Annotated in this window: 18 protein-coding genes; 4 read left to right on the top strand and 14 right to left on the bottom strand. The window is 67.0% G+C overall.

Annotated features, from left to right (window positions below; translation table 11 throughout):
- Nucleotides 1–61: 61 nt before the first annotated feature.
- The 7 genes from FO044_RS02110 to FO044_RS02080 form a co-directional block, all read right to left on the bottom strand.
- The gene (locus FO044_RS02110; protein ID WP_132993026.1) at nucleotides 62–1,690 is read right to left on the bottom strand and encodes an AMP-binding protein; all 1,629 of its coding nucleotides are present in this window, start codon (nucleotides 1,688–1,690) and stop codon (nucleotides 62–64) included.
- Nucleotides 1,691–1,747: 57 nt separating this feature from the next.
- The gene (locus FO044_RS02105) at nucleotides 1,748–2,926 is read right to left on the bottom strand and encodes a lipid-transfer protein (protein WP_132993025.1); all 1,179 of its coding nucleotides are present in this window, start codon (nucleotides 2,924–2,926) and stop codon (nucleotides 1,748–1,750) included.
- A complete protein-coding gene (locus tag FO044_RS02100; RefSeq protein ID WP_132993024.1) occupies nucleotides 2,926–3,339 on the bottom strand; it encodes a MaoC family dehydratase in 414 nt (137 codons plus the stop codon). The genes FO044_RS02105 and FO044_RS02100 overlap by 1 nt, the downstream gene beginning before the upstream one ends.
- Nucleotides 3,336–4,343: a bifunctional MaoC family dehydratase N-terminal/OB-fold nucleic acid binding domain-containing protein gene (locus tag FO044_RS02095; protein ID WP_132993023.1), complete on the bottom strand. Its 1,008-nt coding sequence runs from the start codon at nucleotides 4,341–4,343 to the stop codon at nucleotides 3,336–3,338. The genes FO044_RS02100 and FO044_RS02095 overlap by 4 nt, the downstream gene beginning before the upstream one ends.
- A gap of 12 nt (nucleotides 4,344–4,355) precedes the next feature.
- A complete protein-coding gene (locus FO044_RS02090; protein ID WP_132993022.1) occupies nucleotides 4,356–5,516 on the bottom strand; it encodes an acyl-CoA dehydrogenase family protein in 1,161 nt (386 codons plus the stop codon).
- Nucleotides 5,507–6,574 carry an acyl-CoA dehydrogenase family protein gene (locus FO044_RS02085; protein ID WP_132993021.1) on the bottom strand — a complete coding sequence of 356 codons (1,068 nt, stop codon included), beginning with the start codon at nucleotides 6,572–6,574 and terminating at the stop codon, nucleotides 5,507–5,509. The genes FO044_RS02090 and FO044_RS02085 overlap by 10 nt, the downstream gene beginning before the upstream one ends.
- 132 nt (nucleotides 6,575–6,706) lie before the next feature.
- Nucleotides 6,707–8,875 (bottom strand): acyl-CoA dehydrogenase family protein, encoded by a 2,169-nt coding sequence (locus FO044_RS02080; protein ID WP_132993020.1) that lies wholly within the window; start codon nucleotides 8,873–8,875, stop codon nucleotides 6,707–6,709.
- A gap of 127 nt (nucleotides 8,876–9,002) precedes the next feature.
- On the opposite strand from FO044_RS02080, the gene kstR reads away from it, so the two are divergent.
- Nucleotides 9,003–9,665: a cholesterol catabolism transcriptional regulator KstR gene (gene kstR / locus FO044_RS02075; RefSeq protein ID WP_132993019.1), complete on the top strand. Its 663-nt coding sequence runs from the start codon at nucleotides 9,003–9,005 to the stop codon at nucleotides 9,663–9,665.
- A 126-nt stretch (nucleotides 9,666–9,791) separates the two neighbouring features.
- On the opposite strand, the gene FO044_RS02070 is transcribed toward kstR, so the two are convergent.
- Nucleotides 9,792–10,874, bottom strand: a complete 1,083-nt coding sequence (locus tag FO044_RS02070; RefSeq protein ID WP_143965299.1) for an alpha/beta hydrolase — start codon at nucleotides 10,872–10,874, stop codon at nucleotides 9,792–9,794.
- 203 nt (nucleotides 10,875–11,077) lie between these two features.
- Between FO044_RS02070 and FO044_RS02065 the strand changes: the two genes are divergently transcribed.
- Nucleotides 11,078–12,751 carry an acyltransferase gene (locus FO044_RS02065; protein ID WP_132993017.1) on the top strand — a complete coding sequence of 558 codons (1,674 nt, stop codon included), beginning with the start codon at nucleotides 11,078–11,080 and terminating at the stop codon, nucleotides 12,749–12,751.
- A 204-nt stretch (nucleotides 12,752–12,955) separates the two neighbouring features.
- Here FO044_RS02065 and FO044_RS02060 read toward each other — a convergent pair whose 3' ends face one another.
- The 4 genes from FO044_RS02060 to FO044_RS02045 all read right to left on the bottom strand — a co-directional run bounded on the left by FO044_RS02060 (nucleotide 12,956) and on the right by FO044_RS02045 (nucleotide 18,858).
- A complete protein-coding gene (locus FO044_RS02060) occupies nucleotides 12,956–13,879 on the bottom strand; it encodes an SGNH/GDSL hydrolase family protein (protein ID WP_132993016.1) in 924 nt (307 codons plus the stop codon).
- A gap of 197 nt (nucleotides 13,880–14,076) precedes the next feature.
- Nucleotides 14,077–15,168 (bottom strand): hypothetical protein, encoded by a 1,092-nt coding sequence (locus tag FO044_RS02055; protein ID WP_132993015.1) that lies wholly within the window; start codon nucleotides 15,166–15,168, stop codon nucleotides 14,077–14,079.
- 137 nt (nucleotides 15,169–15,305) lie between these two features.
- Complete coding sequence (locus tag FO044_RS02050; protein ID WP_143965298.1) at nucleotides 15,306–16,145, bottom strand: hypothetical protein; 840 nt, start codon at nucleotides 16,143–16,145, stop codon at nucleotides 15,306–15,308.
- Between the two features lie 178 nt (nucleotides 16,146–16,323).
- On the bottom strand, nucleotides 16,324–18,858 hold the full coding sequence (locus FO044_RS02045; protein WP_132993013.1) for an ATP-dependent Clp protease ATP-binding subunit: 2,535 nt from the start codon (nucleotides 18,856–18,858) through the stop codon (nucleotides 16,324–16,326).
- 434 nt (nucleotides 18,859–19,292) lie between these two features.
- Between FO044_RS02045 and FO044_RS02040 the strand changes: the two genes are divergently transcribed.
- The gene (locus FO044_RS02040; protein WP_132993012.1) at nucleotides 19,293–20,588 is read left to right on the top strand and encodes a PQQ-binding-like beta-propeller repeat protein; all 1,296 of its coding nucleotides are present in this window, start codon (nucleotides 19,293–19,295) and stop codon (nucleotides 20,586–20,588) included.
- Nucleotides 20,589–20,605: 17 nt separating this feature from the next.
- Here the strand turns inward: FO044_RS02040 and FO044_RS02035 are convergent, their stop codons facing one another.
- Nucleotides 20,606–21,463, bottom strand: coding sequence for an NmrA family NAD(P)-binding protein (locus FO044_RS02035; RefSeq protein WP_132993011.1), 858 nt, complete (start codon nucleotides 21,461–21,463; stop codon nucleotides 20,606–20,608).
- A gap of 143 nt (nucleotides 21,464–21,606) precedes the next feature.
- Here FO044_RS02035 and FO044_RS02030 point away from each other — a divergent pair, with 143 nt between their 5' ends.
- On the top strand, nucleotides 21,607–22,002 hold the full coding sequence (locus tag FO044_RS02030; RefSeq protein ID WP_235831407.1) for a winged helix-turn-helix transcriptional regulator: 396 nt from the start codon (nucleotides 21,607–21,609) through the stop codon (nucleotides 22,000–22,002).
- Here the strand turns inward: FO044_RS02030 and FO044_RS02025 are convergent, their stop codons facing one another.
- Entirely contained in the window at nucleotides 22,003–23,304 is a 1,302-nt protein-coding gene (locus tag FO044_RS02025; protein ID WP_132993010.1) for a M18 family aminopeptidase, read from the bottom strand.
- Nucleotides 23,305–23,317 lie beyond the last annotated feature (13 nt).

Genomic DNA, 23,317 nt, shown 5'->3' with positions numbered 1-23,317 from the left:
CGGATATTCACCAGAACCCTAGAACGGCCCGGGCCTCGTGTCCACTGATCAGTCGACGTCTCTAGGACGACGCCCCGACCGGCCGTGACGCCGCCGTCTTCGCCCATTTGTAGTCGGCCTTGCCTGCCGGCGTCCGCTTCACCTCGTCGACGAAGACGACGGTGCGCGGCACCTTGTAGCGGGCGAGCGTCTGACGGCAGAACTCCTGCACGTCCTCGAGCGTCGGCTCCTCCATACCGTCTTCGAGCCGTGCGACGGCCGCCACGCTCTGGCCGTACTTCTCGTCGGCCACGCCGACGACGAGTGCATCGGCGATCGCCGGATGGCCGTGCAGTGCTGCCTCCACCTCTTCGGCGTACACCTTCTCTCCGCCGGTGTTGATGCACTGGCTGCCGCGGCCGAGGAATACGATGCTGCCGTCCTCGGTGACGTAGCCCATGTCGCCGAGCACCGAGATGCGCGTGCCGTCCGCCATGGTCGGGAAGGTGCGCGCAGTCTTCTCCGGATCCTTGTAGTAGCCGAGCGGAATGTTGCCGACGCGGGCGATGTAGCCGGGCTGGTTCGGGGTCTCGACGCGTTCGAACAGCTCGTCGACCACCATCATGCGCGGTGTCGGCGGCACCTTCAGGTTGCCGTTCTCGTCGAGCATGATCTCGCCGTCGTTGCCCGACTCGGACGCACCGAAGTTGTCGCGCAGCAGCAGCTCGGGCTTCACCGCCACCAGGCGGTCGCGGACGCTCTGGCTCCAGATGGCACCGCCTGAGGCGATCGAGAACAGCGACGAGAGGTCGGCCGTGTCCTTCTGCTTCTCGAGCTCGTCGGCGAGCGGGGCGCCCATGGCGTCGCCGACGATCAGCACGATCTGAGTCTGATCGCGGCCGATGTTGCGGACGATCTTCTCGGCGTCGAAGTCGCGCTCGATGATGAGTCGGCCACCGAGTGAGAGGAAGGTGAACAGCGAGTACGACGCCGCACCGTGCATGAGCGGTGCCGCGATGAGGAACGCCAGCGACGGGAAGTTCTTCACCTCTGCAGCGAGATGCTCGAGACTCTCGCGCGGATCGCCGTACGGGTTGCCGCCCGAGATGGGCTTGCGGAAGAAGTCGTCGTGCTGCCACATGACACCCTTCGGGTATCCGGTGGTGCCGCCCGTGTACAGCAGGTACAGCTCCTCGCCGTTGCGCGGTTCGAAGTCCCGCTCGGTACTCGCCGAGGTGTGCTCGGCGAAGTCGACGACCTCCACTGTGCGACCGTCGAGCGCGGCAGCCGCCTCACGCAGTTCGGCGCTGACCTCGCCGATCACGAACACCGTCGTCAGCTCGGGCAGCTTCGCCATCAGCCGAGCGACCGACGCCTGATGCTCGGGAAGCTCGACGACGATCGCCTTCGAATCCGAGTTCTCGAAGATGTACTCGAGTTCGGCGTCGGTGTAGCGGTAGTTCACGTTGACCGGAGACGCACGCACCTTCAGGAGGCCGATCAGACTCGTCACGTGCTCCACGCTGTTCTTGAGGAACAGCGCCACGTTGTCGTCATGACCGATGCCGTGCGCGACGAACATGTGCGCCACCTGATTGATCAGCGCATCCATCTCCGGATAGGTGTAGTTGTCGCCCTCGTAACTGAGCATGACGCGGTCCGGGACGGCGTCGGCGACGGTCTCGAACACGTCTGCGAGGTTGAACTTCATCTCGTTCGTCTCCTTGATGCGGGATGGTGGGAGTGGTCGTGGGAGGTGATCGCGGGGTCAGGCGGTGAGGATGAGGCCGGACGTCGGAACGCCGGTGCCTGCGGTGACCAGTGCCTGCGAGGCGCCGTCGACTTGGTTGACGGAGTCGCCGCGCAGTTGGCGGACGACTTCGGCGATGCCGTTCATCCCGTGGATGTACGCCTCACCGAGCTGACCGCCGTGCGTGTTCAACGGGAGGCGGCCGCCCACTTCGAGGGCGCCGGGTTCGCGCACGAAATCCTTGGCCTCCCCTCGTCCGCAGAACCCGAGCTCCTCGAGCTGGATCAGCGTGTACGGGGTGAAGTGGTCGTAGAGGACCGCGAGATCCATGTCGTCGGGTCCCAGCCCGGACTGCTCCCACAGTTGACGGCCCACCAGCCCCATCTCCTCCAGTGCCGGAAGATCGTCACGGTAGTAGCTGGTCATGATGAACTGGTCGCTCCCGCTGCCGGACGCGGCCCCGGCGATCGAGACCGGTTTGCGCTTGAGGTCCTTCGCCCGCTCCGGAGAGACGACGACGATCGCAACCCCGCCGTCCGATTCCTGGCAGCAGTCCAGCAGGTGCAGCGGTTCGGCGATGTAGCGCGAGTTCTGGTGATCCTCGAGGGTGATCGGCTTGCCGTGGAAGAAGGCGTTCGGGTTCACCGCGGCGTGTTTGCGGTCGACGACGGCCACCTGGCCGAAGTCCTCGCTCGTCGCGCCGTAGTCGTGCATGTACCGCTGGGCGACCATCGCCACGAATGCGGCAGGCGTTGAGAGCCCGTGCGGGTAGGAGAAGGCGTTGTCGGTGCCCGACGAGTTCTCCTGGCTGGCGACCGCCGCATTGACCTGGCCGAACCGGTTACCGGAACGCTCATTGAACGCGCGGTACGCGACGGCCACGTCGCACACTCCGGTCGCAACGGCCATCGCGGCCTGCTGCACCGTCGAGCAGGCCGCGCCGCCGCCGTAGTGGATGCGCGAGAAGTACGTCAGTTCCGGGATCCCGACGGCGCGCGCCACCGCGATCTCCATGTTGGTGTCCATGGTGAACGTGACCAGACCGTCCACATCGGCGGCCGACAGGCCTGCATCGTCGAGGGCGGTGTTGATGCACTCGGCGGCCAGTCGCAGTTCGCTGCGGCCCGAGTTCTTGGAGAAGTCCGTCGCGCCGATACCGGCGATCGACGCCTTGCCGGAGAGAGTTCGTTCGGACATCACGCCTCCTGCAGGGTGAAGACGACGGTGGAGATCACGTGCTTTCCCAGCGAATTGGTCCCGGTGACGGCCACCGTCACTCGATCGCCTTCCACCTGTGTGGATTCGACCTCGGTCACCTCGCCGGTGAAGGTGAGGCCGTCGTACGCGTACCAGGGCACGCCGAGTTTGAGTGAGATGGACGCGATCCGCGCCCGAGGGCCGGCCCAGTCGGTGACGAAGCGCTCCACCAGACCCGTGTCGGTCAGGATGTTGACGAAGATGTCCTTCGAGCCCTTCTGGTGCGCGAGATCCCGGTCGTGGTGCACGTCCTGGAAATCACGGGTGGCGAGGGCGGAGGCGACCACGAACGTGGGGGTCGCCTCGATCGTCAGGGGCGGCAATGCCGTACCGACCGCGGTGTTCGCGCTCATGCGCCTTCTCCTGTCGTACCTGCCGGACGCCATGCGTACAGCGTCCACGCGGGCTTGTCGCCGTCCGCGTCGAAGTCGAGGAACGTCACCTCGACGGGCATCCCGATCTGGACGTCACCGGGCTCCACGTCGCGGAGTTCGCCGAGCATCCGGACTCCCTCCTCGAGTTCGACGAGTGCGACGACGAACGGCAGTGAGCGGCCCGGCACCTTCGGCGCATGATGGACCACATGGCTGTAGACGCTGCCGCGACCGGATGCGACCACGTAGTCGGTGGCCCCGAACTCGCCGTCGTCGCCGCGCGACTTCCACGTCGCCGGGATCGGCGGATGACGCAGCGCCCCGTCGTCGAGTTGCTGGACTCGCAGCTCATGAGCGGCGACACCGTCCCAGAAGAACGCGGTATCGCGCGAGGCGCTGGGCCGGATGAGCTTGGCCGGGTCGAGATCCGGGTAGCCGTCCGAGGCCGCGCTCTTGGCTGCGGGACGGAACTTGAGGATGCGGAAGTTCATCTCCGCCACGATCTCGTCGCCCACGCTCCAGGTGTTGCGGGTGGTGAAGAACCAGCCGTCACCGAGCGCTGTCTGCTTGGGCCCGACGACGTCCACCAGTTCGGCGGACAGCGTCACCTCCTCGCCGGGCGCGGTGTAGCGGTGGTAGACGGTGTCGCAGTTGGTGGCGACCACCGACGTGAAGCCGGCCTCGTCGAACAGCGCACTCGCCCGGCCCAGCGGATCGTCGTCGGTGCGGGCACCGTGCAGTCCGCGCATCGTCCAGACCTGCGCCATGGCCGGCGGTGCGACGACGCCGTCGTGTCCGGCGGCGCGAGCCGCGTCGTCGTCGACGTAGATCGGGTTCCCGTCACCCATCGCCTCGACCCAGTTGTGGATCATCGGGCGGTTGATCGGGTCGCGCCCGGTCTTCGGCGCACTGGCGCCTGACGCGATGATCTCCTGTGCCGCAGAGCGGATCTCGTCGGCTGTCGATTCCGGGGTGATGCTCATCGGTACGCTCCCCTATCGCTTCACACGCGGCAGGCCGAGGCCCGCCGTGCCGATCATGTCGCGCATGACCTCGTTGACGCCGCCGCCGAAGGTGATGACGGCGTTGCGCTTGGCCATCATGTCGAGCCAGTCGACGAGGTCGGCCGTGCCGGGATCGGTGAAATCGCCGTAGCGGCCCACGATCTCGTCCGCCATGCGATGGATGGTCTGCACTCGTTCGGTCGCGAACACCTTGGTGGCGGCCGCCGAGGCCATCGAGATCTCACCGCTGGACGCCACCTGCCAGTTCAGCAGCTCGTTGAGTCGTTCGTACGCACCGATCTTGGCGAGTGCGCGACGCACGTCGTCGCGGTCGACCACCTTCTCGCCGTCGATCTCGGTGGCACCCGCCCATTCGCGAACCTTGTCGGACACACCGCCGATGCGTCCGGACGGTCCGAGCATGACGCGCTCGTGGTTCAACTGCGTGGTGATCAGCTTCCAGCCCTCGCCCTCCTCGCCGACGCGCATCGACGCGGGGACCACAACGTCGTTGTAGTACGTCGCGTTCACATGGTGGGCGCCGTCGGCGGTGATGATCGGGGTCCAGCTGTACCCCGGATCCTTCGTGTCGAGGATGAGGATCGAGATGCCCTTGTGCTTCGGGGCATCCGGATCGGTACGGCAGGCCAGCCAGATGTAGTCGGCGTCGTGACCGCCGGTGGTGAAGATCTTCTGACCGTTCACGAGGTAGTCGTCACCGTCGCGCACGGCGCGGGTGGTGAGCGAGGCGAGGTCGGTGCCCGAGTCGGGTTCGGTGTAACCGATCGCGAAATGCACGTCGCCCGTGAGGATCTTCGGCAGGAACAGGTCCTTCTGCTCCTGTGTGCCGTACCGCTGCAGCGTGGGTCCGACGGTCTGCAGGGTGACCGACGGCAGCGGGACATCGGCCCGCACCGCTTCGTTCGTGAAGATCTGCTGCTCGATCTCGCCGAATCCCTTGCCGCCGAATTCTTTCGGCCAGCCGACGCCGAGCCAGCCATCGGCGCCCATCTGCTTGATCACCTTGCGCGACGTCTCCCCGTGGCGGTTCACGCGCATCGTGCGCGCGTCCTCGTCACTGATCAGCGTGGAGAAGTACGAGCGCAGTTCATCGCGGAGCGCGAGCTGCGAGTCGGTGAGCGCTATGAACATGCCGCCTCCAGGTCCGTGTCATCGGCGAGCACGCCGAGCGTGCCGTCGCTCCCGCCGACCAGCCGTCCGAGGTCCTTCGCGATGGAGAAGTACCGGTGCAGCGGGTACGTCACGTCGACGCCGACTCCCCCGTGCAGGTGCGTCATGGTCCGCATGGTCGCGGGCAGTTCGTCGGCGATCCAGAAGGCTGCGGTCGCCAGGTCGTCGGTGGCCACACGCTTGTTCTCGAGTTCCCACGCCGCTGCGGTACTGACGAGCTCGAGGGTCGCCGACACCACGTAGATGTCCGCGAGTTGCTGACCCACCGCCTGGAAGGTGGCGATCGGCCGTCCGAACTGATTGCGGGTGCTGACGTGCTCGGCCGTCCGGGCGATGGCACCGGCCAGCAGTCCGTCGGCGTATGCGGCGACCAGTGCGCGGTAGACGTCCGCGAAATACTGCGAATCGTCTGCGACTACCTGGCCGTCGGCGATCGCGACCTCGTCGAACACCACCGTGTACTCACCCCACCCCGACGACGACGTGGTCCGGGTGACGGTGATCCCCGCTGCCGCCGGATCGACGACGACCACTCCGTGGTCGGTCGCCACCAGGAACGCGCCTGCGCCCTCGGCATGCAGGACACCGGTCTTGGTGCCCGAGAGGACTCCGTTCTCCAGGTGCGCGTCGAACCGCTCCCCGAGTGCACGACGCGGCTCGCCGATGGCGGCCGCGTACCAGCCTCCGTCGGCGGCGATCGACGCCCAATCGCCGGCAGCCGTGCTCTGTGCGAGCACCAGCCCCCCGGCAAGGGTCCCGATCAGCGGCGTGACGACGGCGTCACGACCCGCGCGCTGCACGAGCGGACGCAGCGAATCCACTCCGAGAGCGTCACCACCGAACTCCTCGGGCAGCGGCATTGCGGTGACGCCTGCGTCGGTGAGCCCGCGCCACGCGGCCTCATCGAAGCCGCCGACACCAGCGGCGAATCTCGTCTCCCAGTCCGGCTGCATACGCCGCATCACGTCGTCCGCGACGTCGCGAACTGCAGCAGCCGCGGAGTCCAGGGTGAAGTCCACCCGGCACCTCCCAGTATCGAGCCTCTCGGCTCCGTAATTAGAACTTGTTCTATTTGTATCAGAAGGATGCCGCCCGAGGACACGAAGCGTCGCTGCCTGCGACGTTCCGTTCTCCGGACGTGCACCAGAGGGTCAGCCGCGCGGCAAACCTAGAATGCGTTCCGCAGCAGCGTTCTTCAGGATCTGCGTCGTGCCGCCCGCGATCGACAAGCAGCGGTTGAGAAGCAGGAGCTCGGTCGCCGGGGCCGACGCCAGCGCGTCGACCCCGAGGAGATCGGTCGCAAACTCGGGCACTCCCTGGCGATGCACCACGCCGATCAGCTTCCGCACGCTGGAGGTCGCACCCGGGTCCGTACCGGACAGGCGCTGCACGACGGCACGCGCATCGAGCACCCGGCCGATGTGCGCATCGGCGACGATCCGGCCGAGTTCACCCGCCTGAGCCTGCGTCAGCTCACGGCCCTCGACCTGCCGCAGCAGCGAGTCGACCTCCTTGCCGAGACCCGAACCGCCCATCGCGACCCGCTCGTTCGCGAGCGTGGTACGCGCCAGTCGCCATCCGCCGTCGACCTCCCCGACCACCATCTCGTCCGGGACGAACACCTCGTCGAGGAACACCTCGTTGAACATCGCGCGCCCGGTCAGCTCGCGGAGCGGCCGCACCTCGATCCCGGCCGACGCCATGTCGACGAGGAAGTAGGTGATGCCCTTGTGCTTGCGCACATCCGGGTCGGTGCGCGCCAGACACACCGCCCACTGCGACATGTGCGCCTCGGACGTCCAGATCTTCTGTCCGGTGAGCAGCCAGCCACCGTCGGTGCGGACCGCGCGGGTGCGCAGCGACGCCAGGTCCGACCCCGCCTCGGGTTCGCTGAACAGCTGACACCAACGGATGTCGCCCGCCAGCGTCGGGGCGACGAACTTCTCACGCTGAGCGTCGGTGCCGTGCTCCAGGATCGTCGGGAGCGCCCATCCGGCGATCACGAGGTCGGGCCGCGAGACGCCCACTCGATCGAGTTCGGCGTCGATCAGCAACTGCAATGCCGGTTCGGCGCCCAGCCCGTAGGGCTCGGGCCAGTGCGGCGCCAGGAGTTTCGTGCGCGCGAGGGCGCCGCGACGCTCCGCTTCCGGGGTCGCGGCCACTTCGTCGGCAGCGGCGGCGATCTCCGGGCGACGCGACTCCACCGAGTCGAGATCGAGCGCGAACTCGCGACGCGCCCCGGCACGGCCGAGCCGGGCCAACTCAGCTCGGGCCGACGCTCCCTGACCGAGCAGCATGCGCGTCGCGAGAGCCGACCGCAGATACAGGTGGGCGTCGTGCTCGAAGGTGAATCCGATCCCGCCCAGCACCTGGATCGCGTCCTCCGTCGTTGGTGGAGCCAGGTCGGCAACCAGCACCGCGGCCGCCAGCCGGGAGAACTCCGCCTGGGCCCGAGCGTCCGCGGAGTCATCGCGCAGGACGTCGTCGAGCGCGCCTGCCAGATCCCACGCGGCGGCACCGAGCTGCTCGCTGCGGCACAGCATGTCCGCGCAGATCTGCTTCACCGCCTGGAACGATCCGATCGGAGCGCCGAACTGGGTGCGGACCTTCGCGTAGTCGACGGCGACGTCGAGGACGTGCCGCGTCACGCCCGCCTGGTACGCGGTGTAGCCGAGGATCAGGACGTCGAAGAACAGGCGTCCGTCGTCGATCGGCACGAGCGACTCGTCGGAGAGGCCTGCGAGCCGCACACGCACCGGGACGGCCGTGCCGTCGAGCGGCGATTCCATCGGAGTCTCCTGGACGTCCACCGTTCCGGTGAGGTCGACGGCGAACCACCCCGACCGGCCGTCGGCGAGTGCGAGGGGCGCGACGACGAGCGCATCGTCGACCCAGGCCGGCACCGGACCCAGGTCGACGGCGCCGTCGACGACGTCGTACGGAGTCCCCGCTGCGATCGCCGCCGCCGGAACCACGACCGGCCGCCCGCCCGCCAGTACCGCTTCGGCGACCTGCTCGCCCTGGCGAGCGAGTACGAGGCCCGCCGCAACGGTCGGGGCGAGCGGGCCGGGGACCAGCGCCGAACCGCACGCTTCGAGCATCACGGCGACGTCCTCCAGACTGCCGCCGCCACCGCCGCATTCCTCGTCGACGCCGGCCATGAACACCCCCAGATCGGCCACCTGCCCGAAGAACCGGCGCCATGACGAGCCCGCTCCATCGACGTCGGATCGGACCGCCTCGATCACGGAGCGGGCGACCGCCCACTCGGACACGCTGTCGGATACGACTCTTTGGTCGGATGTCGTGGCGATTGTCACGGGTGTTCCCTCTGCGTTTCTGTTGTTCCGAGCAACTAGAACCTGTTCTAATGTTCATCTAGGGGTGTACACCATCGAAGTGCCGCTGCCAACCGGCAGCCACGCGACAAGAGGGGGAACCAGCTATATGGCAGGCCCGGTCAGTACCAGCAGCGACGTCAGCGCTCCGGCGCCGCCGTCCGCACCCGCACCCACGTCGGGTGCCGAGGTCGGTTCGGCGGCGCAACGTGAACGTCGCCGCCGGATTCTCGACGCGACACTCGCGCTCGCGTCGAAGGGCGGGTACGACGCCGTGCAGATGCGAACGGTCGCCGAGAAGGCCGACGTCGCGGTCGGCACGCTGTATCGGTACTTCCCCTCGAAGGTGCACCTTCTGGTGACCGCGCTGGCCCGCGAACTGGAGCGCGTCGAAGGACGCGTCGACCGCACGCAACTCCCCGGCGATACGCCGATCGAGCGCCTCCGGCACGTGCTGGACATGATCACCTTCTCGATGCAGCGCGACCCGCTGCTCACCGAGGCCATGACTCGCGCCTTCATGTTCGCCGACGCCTCAGCGACCAGCGAGGTCGACCGCGTCGCCGACACCATCGATCGCCTGCTCGCGGGTGCGATGGTCGATCCGGCCGAGGCGGACTCCGAACTGCCCACGCAGGCCCTCGCGGTCGCCCGCGTCATCTCGGACGTGTGGATGTCGAACCTCGTGCAGTGGCTGACGCGCCGGGCCTCCGCCGCAGACGTCACCAACCGGATGGAGCTGACCATCCACCTGTTGCTCGACAAGAACTGAAGGTCCGCTGGAGCACCGCCACCGGGATCACCCGGGTGATCGAACGCAGAATTCCCCGCTCAGCCGAGGAAAGCACGCATTTAGCTTTCCGACGCCGAGCGGGGAATTCTGCACCGCGGGGAGGCCTTACCCGGCGGCCCGATCCTCACCCGGCTTCTTCGCTGCTGCCAGGTCCTTCGCGATCATCGGCCAGGTCTTGTACAGGTCCTGCTCCCAGTACCCCCAGGAGTGCGATCCCGTCGGACGCGTGATGACGGTGGTGTCGACGTTGTTCTTCGCGAGCTGGGCGCGCATCTGCTGCGTGCAGCTGTTCACGACGGCCTCGATCGCGCCGCCCATGAGCACCTGATCCATCAGCATCGCCGGGTCACCGTCGATGAGGCGCGACGTGAGGGTGTCGTACCGTCCCGGAAGCCCGCTGCCCGAGGTCATGTAGACCTTGACGCCGCGCAGCTTGTCCGCATGCAGGTACGGGTCGTTCTTCCGCCAACCCGGCCCGTTCAGCGGGCCCCACATGTTGGTGACGTCACCGTGTCCTCGGTCGCCGATCACGGTGCGGATGTACGCCTGACCGAGCGGGTCGCTGGTTCGTGCGCACCCGCTGTAGGAGGCCACGGATCGGTAGAGGTCGGGTGCGGCGATAGCGAGGTTGAACACCGAGGTGCCCGCCATCGAGATACCCGCGATGGCGTTGGCGCCGGTCGAGTTGAGGGCATCGTCCACCAGCGGCGGGACCTCCTCTGTGAGGAACGTCTGCCACTTGTTTCGGCCGAGGTGCGGGTCGTCACGCTGCCAATCGGTGTAGTACGAGAATGCGCCGCCCACCGGAGTGACCACGTTGACGTGCTTGTCGGCGAAGAACTTCTTGTACGCCGTCTTGACCTTCCACGACGCCGAGTCCTCACCGCCTCCCGCACCGTTGAGCAGGTAGAGGACCGGAGCCGGGCGCGCATCGTCCTTCGGGCGGAGCACGGTGAGCGGAATCGTCCGCCCCATCGCCGCCGAGTAGACCTCGAGGAGCATCTCCTGCCCGGTGACCTGGGTCTTCGTCACCACGCGCGACGGCAGCGGCGCAGTCACCGGCGCCGATTTCGACGGACTCGTCGGCTTCGAATCACTCGGCTCGGCGGCCGCCACCCCCGCGGTTGCCGTCGTCGCCGCGATCACTGCAAGCGCGGCGATTCCACGCACGACAGATACTCGCATCATCCACCCCATCAGTCACATTAGAAACATCTGTACCAGAGCTTAGCGGTTCTTACCCCTGGTAGGAAGTCCCAGTGCACAGGGCGAAAAGTGCATTAGCGGCGACATCGGCGATCGGATGCGGAGAATCCCAGCTTCTACGAGTAGCCTCCCAACGGTTAGAGACCCGCAGCGAAGCGGAACCGACGGACGAGAGATCTAGTTTCATGCCAGACATCGCAGCCGGCACCGGCGCCCCTCAGCCGGCAAGGGGCACGCGCTCTGAGGAGGCGCACACCGGCGGCACTCAGACCGACGTCGCTCCGGCCGACGCGTCTTCGGCGGAGGTCTCGCACACCGGTGAGACGCCGGCTGGGACCGCGCAGCCAGGCGCTTCCGAGCAGGCCGCACCCGGTGACAAGGTCACGACTGCGAAGGTCGACCGGCACCTCTACCAGATCGACTTCGTTCGTCTCGTCACGTTCGCGGGCGTCATCCTCGATCACGTCGTCTTGGGCATGGTTCCGTACGTCGCGGTCGCGGCGCAGGGAGTCGGTCTGCTTCTGCGCTACACGCGCTACTGCTTCTTCGCTCTCACCGGTTTCGTCCTCACCTACCAGTACCGCAATCGCGATCTGCACGCGCCGACGTTCTGGCGTCGCCGATACAAACTCATCGGGCTCCCCTTCCTGGCCTGGTCGCTCTTCTACTGGGTCAACCGCCACTACCAGCAGGGCGGCGTCGAGAACCTACGCGACATCTTCGCCAGCCCCCACGACATGGGTCTGGCCGCCAAGAGCATCGTCTACGATCTGATCACCGGCCACGCCGCGTACCACCTGTACTTCCTCTCGGTGAGCATGCAGATCTACCTGATCTTCCCGGCGCTCCTGTGGGTCATCAAGCGCTCGTGGGGCTACCACCGGTACATGCTCGCCCTCAGCGCCGCAGTGCAGGCGTGGTTCATGTTCCACATGGTGCGGCCGCCGCACGAGATCTTCACGCACGGCGTCCTGGACGTCCTCTGGCGCTACCTCGGTGTGACGATCCTGCCCTATCAGTTCTTCGTCTTCGCGGGTTGTCTCGCCGCGTACCACTTCGGCGCGTTCACCGAGTTCATGAAGCGGTGGCGCTGGCCCATCGTGGGCGCGAGCCTGGCGGCCATCATCGCGACGCTCATCTACTTCAAGAGCAAAGCCGACATCTCGTTGTCCCTCGCCGACCCGGCCGCGGGCGGCGAGGAGATGTTCCGCGCCACCAACGTGTTCATGTTCCACAACTCGTTCGCGTTCCTGGGCATCATCTGCATCCTGTACATCGGCGGCACCATCTGGCAGAACCGCCGCTCCCCCGGATCCGTCGCCGACACCGTGATGCGCAAGGCCTCCGACCGCTCCTTCGGCATCTACCTCGGGCACGTCCTCGTGCTCTCCGAGGTGATGGGCACGACGCGTCGGTGGACCGACCTGCCGACCAGCTGGAACATCGTCTTCACCTATGCACTCACGCTGGCGTTCACCGTGTTCCTGGTGGAGGTGCTGCGCCGCAGTCCGGTCAGCCTCGTCACCACCGGTCGCGAGCGCGAGGACTGGCGCAAGCAGGACCCGATCCGATCGGGCATCGTGGGCGCGATCGCCGTCATCGCAGGCGGGCTCCTGCGCGTGTTCGCCGATACGTCGATCGGTTCGCTCCTGGCAGCGATCGGCGCCCTGCTGGTCGTCTCTGCGATCGTCGTCCTGGTACGTCAGATGAACGAGTCACGCGAGGAGCGGGCGGCCGACCGTGCAGCAGCACTGGCCCAGCGCGCCCCCGACGATCAGATGGACGACCCGGTGACCGACACGCCCATCGACGAGGCCGCCGAAGCTCACGAGTCCGCCGAGAACTCCTCGCGTCGCTGAAGTCCGTGTTCTGATCGGGCCGCGTCGCTGCTTCGATCAGCGTCACCGGACCTGGCAGCTACTCACTGTCCGAGGGTCTTGCGGTGATATGGAATCGCGCCACCAACTCAGAGATCCCCAGACGATCCAGGATCGCCCGGGGACTCTCGAGACTTCTAGATGATGCCGACTGCCGGCTATCGCGACGGTCGACGCGTTGAGAACTCAGCGCAGCTTGTTCAGGATCAACTGCGCGACGCCCTTCTTGCCCGCTGTCGTGGGGTGATAGGGCGGGTGGCCGGGGAACCCCTGCAGCCACGGCTTCGACGAGCACACCGTGTGCTCCTTACCCGCCTGCGATGCCTTCACCAGCGTCGTGTGGGTCGCGGCCGCCGACCGCGCTGTCGCGGCCGCCAGGCTCTCGCCGATGGTGACGGTGTCGAGGACCTGCCACGGTGCCAAGGGCAGCTCGGGGCAGGACATGTCGGCGAGAGTGGCCACCGGGAGGTAGTCGACGATGACGACCTTCGCCCTCGGGGCGCGCTTGTGCACGGCATGCACGATCTTGTTCAGCTGTCGCGTCACGTCGAAGAAGTCAGCGGGCACCGGAGTCGGCGACGGGAGCTTCTCCGAGTTGCAGCGCAGCGGGCGCTTGCCCATCGCCGCCATGTGGGCGCAGCTCTGAACACTGAGGCGCCCGATGTACCCGACGTCGTTCCCGCCGGTCGTGATGGTGACCAGGCGGGTGTCCGAGGTTACTGCGTCCAGCTGCGCGGGCTTCTTGTAGCGCTTCGACGGGGTCAGGATGTCCGACGAGGTCGAACTCGCGCACGTCACATCCACCAGACGCATGCCGAGCGCGTCCGACACCCGGTTGGGGTAGTTGTCGTCACTGCGCCCGCAGTTGTTCGGTCCGCGCTTGTTGGACGACGGCCCCGACGCGAAAGAGCTGCCCATGGCGACGTACTTCTGCCGGTCGGCCCAGGCCGCTCGCTGCTCGGCCTGCCCGGTCTTGGCTGCCATGTGCGGGGTCGCCGCACCGCTCCCCGCGTCCCGGTACGACGCGATGGCGACGCCGAGCACGGCCACGACGGCCATCACCAAGACGACGACCAAAGCGCGCGAGGCCGAAAATTTTGTGGAGGGCATGCATGGCAGTTTCACATAAATACCTGTGAATGCGCCTATCGCCCCTCCCCATCCGCGGTGTGAGATCCGCCGCCCCTGCCGTGATGACGAACGATCCCGTGAAAACGACCCGGCCGTCGAGCGTTCGGAACGTTCGACGGCCGGGATGTTCAGTCGTCAGCCGACAGGTCTGGAGTCAGTGGCCGGCATCGCGGTGACTACTGTCCGTTGCTGTGCTGCCCGTATCCGGGCTGCTGCGGGTATCCGCCCTGCGGCTGTCCGTATCCCTGCTGGCCGAACCCCGGTGCCTGCCCGTAGCCCTGGGCTTCGCCGTAACCCTGAGCCTGGCCGTAGCCCGGCTGCTGGGGCGCCGCGTAGCCCTGCTGGTGGCTGTAGCCCTGAGCCTGGCCGTAGCCTGGCTGTGCGCCCTGCGGTGACTGCTGCTGTCCGTACTGGTCGGGCTGGCCGAACTGCTGCTGGCCGAACTGCTGCTGCCCGAACTGCTGGGGTTGACCGAACTGCTGGGGCTGGCCGTACTGCTGCTGGCCGAACTGACCGTACTGCTGCTGGCCATGTCCTGCCGCACCGAACTGCTGCTGACCGCCAGGCTGCGACGGTGTGCCGAACCTCTCCGGGAAGAGCGCCAATCCGAGCGCATAAACTCCGACGGCCAGTGCGATCAGTCCGCCGAAGAAGACGAGCCAGAGACCGTAGCCGCGGCTCGCATTATCCGGATTGATCACTTCGCTGTCCCCATCCAGTGCACCGACCGGGGACGAGAAGAAGACGATCGCCGCCACGAACGCCGCGAAACCCAGCGCGGCTGCTGCGACTGCGGCGAGCGACTGAAACCGGCGCGCGATCAGCACTGCGCCCGCTAGCACCAGCAGTACGCCGAACGCGAGCGTCCAGGCCCCCGGCGCACTGAGCATGTCCTCGAACTCGGCGACCTTGCTTTCGGATACTCGATCTGCGTACTCACCGGACACGCTCAGTCCGCCCAGTCCCGAGTACGACGCCTCGAGTCCGCTTCCGTCGTCCTTCTCCGTGACCCAGCTCAGGCAACTGAAGATCACCAGGAGCAATCCAGCTGCGGCGACGCCGATACCGGCCTGGAACAACTTCGCCGACTGCCGTGCAACCGGAGCGGTCAATGCGGCCAACCGGTTCGGCTTCTGACTGAACGGTGCTTGCTGCCCGTACTGCGGCTGCCCGTACTGCGGCGGGTCGTACTGCGGCGGGTCGTACTGCGGCTGGCCGTGCGGCTGATCGGCAGGTGGCTGCTGCGGGTACGGCGATCCGTAGGTCATCGACAATTCCCCTCTTGTAACGCGTACAGGGTCCGCCACGGCAGACCTTCGACGCCCCGAGTCTAAGGGTTTCTTAGGTTTCAGCCACCACTGGTGCCGTTCAAGCAAATGTACTGAACGGGGCATTTCCTGCCGATTCAGCTCTGCGGCGGCTGCTCGGAGTCTATGACCGACCAGTCCGCGTCCGACTGGCCTGACCCTGACTGGACTGACCCTTCCTGGCCTGACCCTGACTGGCCGAACGCCTGCCGCACCGGCACGCCGTCGGACCGACCGGGTGCGAGCGTGACGGCGACGGCAAGAGCAGCCGCCGCGAGCGCCACCAGCGACGCGATCAGGGTGAGCCAGAGTCCGTACCCCGCGCTGTACTGCAGATCGGCCCCCGAGTTCTCACCAGTCATGTTCCCGCCGAACGCGCCGAGCGGATCGGCGACGAACGCGATCGACGAGCACGTGGCAGCCAGGCCTGCGAGCGCCGCGATGACGGCGCCGATTCCGGGGAACCGACGCAGCGCCATCAGAGCGCCGCCGGCGATGAGCAGCACACCGCACACGATCGTCCACGTGGCAGGAGAACCTGGACCGTCTTCCCTGTTCTCGACATCGGACGCGTCGGCCGCGACTCGCTCTTCCATCCCGTCCCTGACAACGGCCGGGATGGCGTCGGGCAGCCTGACCTCTGTGTCCGCCGTGGGATTTCCGACGCCGCTCACCGAAAGGTCGAGAGCCACCGAGGCGTCGACGGGGCCGAGGGACTTCGTGGCCGAGTACGACAGCCAGTTGAGGAATCCGAAGACGATCAGCAGCAAGCCGACGAGAGCGATGACCGCGCCGATCAGCAAGCTCTTCAGATTCGGCGCTGCGGTCGGGGCCAGCAGTCGCTGCAATGCCGGCGGTTGAGCGGACGAATCGTGCGCAGTCGGCACCCGTGCTTGATTCGGCTCCGATGGAGTCGAGTTCGGTGGTCCGTAGGTCATGGGGAGTCTCCCGAATTCGTAGTCACGGCCAGGCTGCCGGGGCGGCGAACCAACGGAATCAGCCTAGAGATCACCCGGTGACGGCGCGCCACCGCGCGGAGGGGCCGATACGCAGAACGACCGGTGGCCGGCGGATCGTCGATCCACCGGCCACCGGTCTGTGTGCGATTGTCGCCGATCAGGCCTCGTCCGACGCCTTGGTCAGCTCGGCGGGACCGTCCGGAACCTCACGCGGGCGCTCCGAGCCGGTGAAGGTGAAGCGAGCATCCTCGCCGTCGTCTTCGCCGTCCCAGCCCTCGACGTCGACCAGGATGATCTGGCCCGCCTTCAGCTCCTCGAACAGGATCTTCTCACTGAGCTGATCCTCGATCTCGCGCTGAATGGTGCGACGCAGCGGGCGCGCACCGAGAACCGGATCGAAACCGCGCTTGGCCAGCAGGTTCTTCGCCTGCTCGGTCAGCTCGATATCCATGTCCTTGTTCTTGAGCTGCGTCTCGACACGGTCGATCATCAGGTCGACCATCTGCAGGATCTCGTCACGCTGCAGCTGGTGGAAGACGATGACGTCGTCGATGCGGTTCAGGAACTCCGGGCGGAAGTGCTTCTTCAGCTCGTCGTTGACCTTCTGCTTCATCCGGTCGTAGTTGTTGCCCTCGCCGGAGTCGTTGCTGAAGCCCATGCCGACGGCCTTCGAGATGTCGGAGGTACCCAGGTTCGACGTGAAGATCAGCACCGTGTTCTTGAAGTCGACCGTTCGGCCCTGACCGTCGGTGAGACGGCCGTCTTCGAGAACCTGCAGGAGCGTGTTGTAGATCTCCTGGTGAGCCTTCTCGATCTCGTCGAACAGCACCACCGAGAACGGCTTACGGCGCACCTTCTCGGTGAGCTGGCCGCCCTCGTCGTAGCCGACGTAGCCGGGAGGCGCACCGAACAGACGCGACGCGGTGAACCGGTCGTGGAACTCGCCCATGTCGATCTGGATGAGCGCATCGTCCTCGCCGAACAGGAAGTTGGCGAGCGCCTTGCTCAGCTCGGTCTTACCGACACCCGACGGTCCGGCGAAGATGAACGAGCCCGACGGACGCTTCGGGTCCTTCAAACCTGCGCGAGTACGGCGGATCGCCTTCGAGACGGCCTTGACGGCGTCGTTCTGTCCGATGATCCGCTTGTGGACCTCGTCCTCCATGTGCAGCAGACGAGTGGTCTCCTCCTCGGTGAGCTTGAAGACCGGGATACCGGTCCAGTTCCCGAGAACCTCGGCGATCTGCTCGTCGTCGACCTCGGAGACCACATCGAGGTCACCGGCACGCCACTGCTTCTCACGCTCGGACCGCTCGGCGACCAGTTGCTTCTCCTTGTCGCGGAGGCTGGCGGCCTTCTCGAAGTCCTGCGCGTCGATCGCGGATTCCTTCTCCTTGCGCGCCTCGGCGATGCGATCGTCGAACTCGCGCAGGTCTGGCGGCGCGGTCATCCGGCGGATGCGCATCCGCGCACCGGCCTCATCGATGAGATCGATCGCCTTGTCGGGCAGGAATCGGTCGTTGATGTAGCGATCGGCGAGCGACGCGGCAGCAGCCAGCGCACCGTCGGTGATGGACACCTTGTGGTGCTGCTCGTAGCGGTCACGCAGACCCTTGAGGATCTCGATCGTGTGCTCCACCGACGGTTCGCCCACCTGGACCGGCTGGAAGCGTCGTTCCAGCGCAGCGTCCTTCTCGATGTACTTGCGGTACTCGTCGATCGTGGTGGCGCCGATCGTCTGCAGCTCGCCTCGTGCCAGTTTCGGCTTCAGGATGCTGGCGGCATCGATCGCGCCCTCGGCTGCACCCGCACCGACGAGCTGATGGAGCTCATCGATGAACAGGATGATGTCGCCGCGGGTATTGATCTCCTTGAGGACCTTCTTGAGTCGTTCCTCGAAGTCACCGCGGTAGCGGCTGCCTGCGACCAGCGAACCCAGGTCGAGCGTGTACAGCTGCTTGTCCTTGAGGGTCTCCGGCACGTTGCCGGACACGATCGCCTGCGCCAGGCCCTCGACGACGGCGGTCTTACCGACACCGGGCTCGCCGATGAGGACCGGGTTGTTCTTGGTGCGGCGCGAGAGGACCTGCATGATCCGCTCGACCTCTTTCTCCCGGCCGACGACCGGGTCGAGTTTCCCCTCGGTCGCCGCGGTCGTCAGATTGCGGCCGAATTGGTCGAGCACGAGCGACGTCGACGGCGTACCCGAGTCGCTGGAACGACCACCGGTGCCCGCAGCCTCCGGCTCCTTGCCCTGGTATCCGGACAGGAGCTGGATGACCTGCTGGCGGACCCGGTTCAGGTCGGCGCCCAGCTTGACGAGCACCTGTGCGGCGACGCCTTCGCCCTCGCGGATCAGGCCGAGCAGGATGTGCTCGGTGCCGATGTAATTGTGGCCGAGCTGAAGTGCCTCCCGCAGACTCAGCTCGAGCACCTTCTTGGCGCGCGGAGTGAACGGGATGTGACCGGACGGGGCCTGCTGGCCCTGGCCGATGATCTCCTCCACCTGGCTGCGCACGGCTTCGAGCGAGATGCCGAGCGACTCGAGCGCCTTCGCCGCCACGCCCTCACCTTCATGGATGAGGCCGAGCAGGATGTGCTCGGTGCCGATGTAATTGTGGTTGAGCATCCGCGCTTCTTCCTGCGCCAGGACGACAACCCGGCGTGCGCGGTCGGTGAACCGTTCGAACATTGTTCTCCCTCGATTGCTTGCGCCCCGGTCGTTGCCACGAAGCCCGTGGCTGAAGGTGACGACCAGCCTGACCTCTACTCTAGTGGCCCGGCCGTGCGCTTCCTCACTTACTCCAGCCCTCCGGCAGATACCGGAGACTTCGACGGGGGTCTGACCTAGACAACGCCGCACGCAGGACCGATGTTCCCGGGACGCTACGCCGTGAGCGAACGGCAGTCAGCGGCGTCCGACGTCGATCGGCCGTCACACCATTCCGCGCACCACCGACACGTGTACGGGAACTTCTCCGCGACGATACGCCGAGATCCGGCCGTCGACGTGTCGGCAATGCGCAGGAACAGCGAAGCGAGGACGCGGACCGACTCCTGAGGGCAGCGGATTCGCGCAGTCCGGCCCGGAATCCGCCATAGCCGACATCATGATTGACTGATGTCATGTCTATCCGTTCGGCGGCGCGCCGACTCCCGTTCGGAATGGGAACGGTCGCCGCGGCGGGGGCCGTGGCCATGGCCGTCAGCGCCGGAATCGTCCTCGCGCCCGGATCGGGCGAGACGCCGGGACACGCGTCCCACGGGGAACTGCGGGACTACGCGTCCGCGCCCGTGGAGCAGTGGACGATCGACCACACGTCGATGCCCGGACTCACCGGCGACGGCGACATCACCGTCGCAGACACCCACGGCGACGACTGGCTGGTCTCCTACAGCGCCGGCATCCGGCACGAGTACCTCCTCGTCGACGCCGCCACCGGCGTCTCCCGCTGGAAGACGCCGGTCGATGCGGGTTTCGGTGCGTGTGCTTTCGACGCCCAGGGCGGAATCGGGTGCGCAGTCCGCATGCGCACGGACGGCCCGGACAACGGTTTCTACCGAATCGACCGCGGCAGCGGAAGCGCCGCACGCATGTCGGAGGGCTCGGATACGGCCGAACTCGTCGGCCTCGGATCCGATTTCCTCCACGTGAACGACACCGGCTACCAGGTGTCGCGGCAGACGGAGACCGGCGACGTCGTCTGGCAGCGCACGTTCGCCGCGACCGCGACCGCGAGATACCAGGACGCAGCACTGGTGGTGGAGACGACCGACGGCAACCGCTTCGTTCTCGATCCGGAGACCGGCGACGACATCGTGACCTGCGAATCGTGCACCGTGGACACCTACCCGACCGGCATCCTGATGTCCCGCACCAACGACGGCCGACCGTCCGTCGCATTCCATCCGCTCACCAACGGCGAGATCCAGTCCGAATCCGCACACACCGCTGACGGCCTCCGCGTGCTGAGCGGTCCGTCGGTGCTTCCGGTCCTGACCTCGGGCGGAGATCAGGTCCTCGATGCCCACGGCCGGTACCAGGTGATGGACCCGGCGACCGGCGACGCGCGCTGGCAGGTGTCCGATCCGGAACTGTCGAAGGTCCACGCCCGGCCGTGCGGACCGCAGGTCTCGTTCGCCCGCAAGGACCGCTCCCGAGTGTTCTTCCGGCTCGACGACGGCTCCCGGCTCGGCGAATTGCCCCCGCCCGCATTCGACGCTCCCGATGCGAACATCGACGTGCTGTCGTGTGTGGGATCGTCCGACGACATCGCCGTGTTCGGGAATCGCAACCAACTCACCGCCTTCGCCCCGTCCACAGGCGCACAGGCGTGGACCCTGCCGATCAACGGCGAGCCGTCGGTCATCGACGGCCGTATCGTGCTTCGGCAGGGATCCACGCTGAGCGTGCTCCGGTGATCCGGATCGGGTGAGCGTCAGGCCAGAGCCGCGCGGATGACGTCCACGAACGGCGTGCTCTTCGCTCCACGCAGGTCCTGCAGGTCCGTGGACGCCGAGTCCAGCGCGCCCTGCGCAGCACCTGCGTCCGAATCGGAGATCACCGCGACCGCGGCTTCGGGCATTCCGGCGGCGGTGAGAGCAGCAGCGTAGTCCTCGCGCGACACGGACTGGTAGCGCACGGGCTCGCCGGAGACCTCGGCGAACGTCGCCGCGATATCGTCGTACGTCATGTGCTCCGACCCGGCGAGCTCGTACACCGCGCCCGGCGTCGGGTTCAGCAGCGCCGCCGCCGCCGCGTCAGCGAAGTCGGCGCGCGCTGCCGGAGCGACCTTCGCGGCCCCCGCGGCACCGTGGAAGACGCCACCGTCGATGGCAGCGGGCGCCGATGCCGCGTAGTTCTCCGAGTACCAGCCGTTGCGGAGCAGGACGTGATCGATGCCCGCCTCCGCGAGGTATCCCTCGGTCGCTGTGTGCTCCTCTGCCAGCATGAGCGGAGACGAGTCGGCCGCGAGCAGGCTCGTGTACGCGATCAGCCGCACGCCCGCCGACTTCGCAGCGTCGACGACATTGCGATGTTGCGGCAGCCGACGGCCGACTTCGGGGCTGGAGACCAGCAGCAGCCGGTCCACTCCGTCGAGCGCCGCCACCAGAGCGTCGGCTGACTCGTAATCGGCGATGCGGATGGACACGCCCGCATCACGGAGTCCACCCGCCTTCGATTCGTCACGGACGACGGCGACTATGTCCGCCGGCTTCGCTCCTCGCGCGATGAGCGCCTGCACAGCGGCTCCGCCGAGTCCGCCGGTGGCACCGGTTACTGCATAGGTGGTCATGAGCTTCTCCTCTGTTGATCAGATGGCCGGTGATCACGCGGTTGCATCGGCACCCACGTCGGCACTATCCACTGTCCACTTACTTTTAGTAATGTGCAACAGCACAAGTAAGTGCAATCAGAAACGGGCGTATGATGAGCGTCATGCCCGAGAAGTCTCCGACCGACTGCGACGTCGTCCCGACGCTGGAGGCGGACGTGTTCGCCCGAGATTGCGCGTCGCGTGGTGTGCTCCAGAACGTTACGAGCCGATGGGGCCTGCTCGCCTTGGTCGCACTGCGTGACGGGGAGATGCGCTTCAGCGCCCTTCGCCGTCGAGTCGACGGGGTCAGCGAGCGCATGCTCTCCGTGAGCCTTCAAGCCCTCGAGCGCGACGGTTTCGTGAACCGCGAAGTGCTGCAGGCCATTCCGCCGAGAGTCGAGTACTCGCTCACCCACCTCGGGGCGGAGACCGCCGACCGGCTGGCCGGGCTCATCGACCTCGTCGAAGGTCGGCTCAACGACGTCCATGCGTCGCAGGACAGTTACGACGCGAGGTAGTCAGCGCTCCAGGAACGCGCGGAGCGCCGCCGAGTACATCGGCACATCGAGCGCGCCCATCAATTCGCGGCAGCTGTGCATCGCCAACTGGGGTGCACCGACGTCGACGGTCAACAGGCCGGTGCGGGTGGCGGTGAGCGGCCCGATCGTCGAACCGCACGGCAGGTCCGCGCGGTGAACGTATCTCTGCAACTCGACGCCCGCATCACGACAGGCCATCGCGAACTCCGCCTCGCCGACCGCGTCGGATGCGTAGCGGAGATTCTGGTTCACCTTGAGGACCGGACCGCCGTTCACGTCGATGCGATGAGACGGCTCGTGCCGGTCCGGATAGTTCGGGTGAGTGGCGTGCGCCATGTCGCCGGACGCGCACCGGCTCGACGCCATCGCCTGCAGGAACTCGTCCCGGCCGCCACCGCGCGCCGCGATGATCCGCTCCAGCACGGTGACCAGGAAGTCGCTGGACGCTCCCCGCTCAGAGCCCGACCCGACCTCTTCGTGATCGAAGAGTGCCAGGACGGTGATCGGCCCCGTCCGCTCGGCGTCCAGGAGCGCTCGGAGCCCGGCGTAGCAGGTGCCCTGATTGTCCAGCCGCGGCGCGCTGAGCAGCTCACCGCGCGCCCCGACGATCCGGGAGGGCGTCACGTCGTGCGTCATCAGCTCCCAACCGAGCACGCTGCCGGGATCGACGTCGGAGCGTTCTGCGACCCAGTCCAGGAAGGGTCCGGTCTCCTCCACGCCCCACACCGCGTCGACGTGGCGCTGCGGGTCGAGATGAACGCCCTTGCGGTCCTCGGACAGGTGAATGGCGAGTTGGGGCACGCGCAGGACCGGCTCGTCGATGCACACCAGCCGGTGCGCCACCCGTGATCCGTCGGCGTACGCGATGCGACCGGAGATGCCGAGGTCGCGGTCGAGCCACGAATTGAGCCATGCGCCGCCGTACGGTTCGAGCGCCACCGTCGACAAGCCCGCCGACCGGCGGTCCGGGTGCTGCTTGACCCGAAGGTTCGGGCTGTCCGTGTGGCCACCGACGATGCGGAACCCCGTGCGCGGCTCGGCGAGTGTCGGAGCGGGCTGCGCGTCCCACGCGATGATCGAGCCACCGCGGACCACGTAGGCACGCCCGCCCGATGCCGCCGAGTCGGCCCACGGCTGATCCTCGGAGATCTGCGTGTAGCCGGCTCGGTCGAGTTCGGCGGCCACTGTGCGGCACACGTGGAACGGCGACGGCGAAGCGTCGACGAACTCGCCGAGACCCTCCGCCGACGCGCTGGTCCGGAACGTCGCGGTGCTCACCATGACGGGATCAGAC

The organism is Gordonia zhaorongruii (assembly GCF_007559005.1).
Taxonomy (GTDB): Bacteria; Actinomycetota; Actinomycetes; order Mycobacteriales; family Mycobacteriaceae; genus Gordonia; species Gordonia zhaorongruii.
Note: the sequence above shows the minus strand (reverse complement) of the source record. Positions and strands in the feature narration are given on the sequence as shown.